At 42.3% G+C, this 2,213-nt stretch carries 1 protein-coding gene; it reads left to right on the top strand.

Annotated elements, in window-relative coordinates; translation table 11 throughout:
• The first annotated feature begins 823 nt into the window (after window positions 1–823).
• Window positions 824–1,624 (top strand): PhzF family phenazine biosynthesis isomerase, encoded by an 801-nt coding sequence (locus AACU59_RS05225; RefSeq protein ID WP_161437631.1) that lies wholly within the window; start codon window positions 824–826, stop codon window positions 1,622–1,624.
• Window positions 1,625–2,213 lie beyond the last annotated feature (589 nt).

The raw sequence follows: 2,213 nt of genomic DNA, 5'->3' as shown, positions 1-2,213 counted from the left end.
AGGCAATATCGATTATTCGATAGCAGAGGTTAAGAGGGATAATGTTATTATATTTATTCAGGGCTGTTTCAATCGATTAATAGATAAGTTCTTTTCTCTATGTAAAATGATTTTAGAATATAAAAAAACAAAACTTGCGCTATAACAAATTGTTCAAGAGGGATTCGCAACGCGTGGCATTTTTACTATGCGTTGGTTTAAGTGATTAAGGTGGTATGCGGCGGCTTAGGTATTGCATTGCTCACCCCTTAACAAAGCGTTATGCAACTCAGGTAAATTTGGGGGTTCAATCTTTTTAGGTTTCTCCGGCCATTCGTTTTATGTTGTCGGCAAATGAGCTTTTTTACCCTCAAATTCGTGGTTAACTTAAACCGTAAAACAGGCAAGGTTCTTTGTTTGCCTCAATCAGTTTTAGCGCCGGTGCGTTGTGAATTTTGCGTGCGCAAAGTGTGGAAAGGGCAAGTTTATTGAGCATTTTGTACTTGCTGAAAATCTTGCTTGTTGGGTTTGCCTCATTCAAAAGCTTGATTTGTTGTTGAAAGGTGGACTTTGTTTTGGCGGCTTATTTATCACGGCTCTGGCTTCGGTTGGTTCTTGAATTACTCAACCATTGCAATTGTGGTTTTTGATCGAGTAAAGTCAGTTTATCTCATTGAATTTGCATAACAAACGGCTCAAGAGGGATTGCCAACGCGTGGCGACTTTAGTGCAAAATTGCAGTTCAGTGTTTACAGTGTGTTTTTTGAGTTCGGCTATGCGTTGTCAACCCCTTAGCCGGGCGTTATGCGATTTTTCTGACATCATAAGAAATTAAGGATATCGAGTGGAAGTCAGTATTTTTCAGGTAGATTCGTTTACATCAGAAGTGTTTAAGGGCAATCCTGCTGGGGTATGCATTACAGAAACTAGCCTTGATGAAGCGACAATGCGAGCAATTGCTGCTGAAATGGCAGTGTCTGAAACGGCGTTTTTATCGCTGAGCACGATGCAACTGCGTTGGTTTACACCAGAAATTGAAGTGAGCCTATGTGGCCACGGTACTTTAGCTGTAGCTCATGTTTTAAAAGAGCAGGGGATTTATAAAACGGGTGATGTTCTTGAGTTTAAAACTCTATCGGGCATTTTGACTGCCCATTTAGACGAAAATAGCATCCACTTGGTTTTCCCAACTCCAATGCTTGATATGAAAGTGTCCCCAAACATAGATATGCTCAATTTCTTAGGGTTGGCACAATCAAACTTAATCGCTTACGGTCAGTTTGATAACAAGCAGATCATCGTCATTGATAATGAGTCCTTACTCAACGGTCTTTCCCCGGATTTCAGCGGACTATCAAAATTGAAGGGTCGCGGTGTTTTAGTTACGGCTAAGTCAGACTCTGGTGTAGATTTTGTATCGCGTTATTTTGCGCCGTGGGTTGGAGTCAATGAGGATCCCGTGACAGGCTCTGCACATTGTGCTTTGTGTGCTTACTGGTCGAAAAAGCTTGGTAAGTTTCAGCTCAAAGGTTATCAGGCCTCAAAGAGAGGTGGTTTTGTGGATGTGGAACTACTCAATCCAAACCAAGTGAAGCTATCTGGTCAAGCAGTAACGATCTTGTCTGGTCGAATGAAAATCGCATAACAAACGCCTCAAGAGGGACTGTCAACGCGTGGCGTTTCCAGTCCCATTGAGCCGAAGTGGTTACGGTTGTTGTGTTTGAGTTTGGTTGTTATGCGTTGCCAGCCCCTTAGGCGGGCGTTATGCAACTCAGGTAAATTTAGGGGCTCAATCTTTTGGGATTTCTCTGGCCATTCGTTTTGTGTTGTCGGCAAATGAGCTTTTTTACCCTAAAATTCGTGGTTTACTCAAGCCGTAAAACAGGCAAGGTTCTTTGTTTGCCTCAATCAGTTTTGGTGCTGGTTTGTTGTCAATTCAGCGTGCGCAAAGTGTGGAAAGGGCAAGTTTATCGAGCATTTTGTACTTGCTGAAGTTTTCGCTCGTTGAGTTTTCCTGATTCAAAAGCTTGGTTGGTTGCTGAAAGGTGGGCTTTGTTTTGGCGGCTTATTTATCACCGCTCTGGCTTGGGTTGGTTCTTGAATCACTCAACTATTGCAATTGTGGTTTTTGGTCGTATAAAGTTGGTTTATCTCATTGAATTTGCATAACAAACGGCTCAAGAGGGATTGCCAACGCGTGGCGACTTTAGTGCAAAATTGCAGTTCAGTGTTTA

The organism is Vibrio sp. V23_P3S9T160 (genome assembly GCF_963886625.1).
Classification (GTDB): Bacteria; Pseudomonadota; Gammaproteobacteria; order Enterobacterales; family Vibrionaceae; genus Vibrio; species Vibrio anguillarum.
Note: the sequence above shows the minus strand (reverse complement) of the source record. Positions and strands in the feature narration are given on the sequence as shown.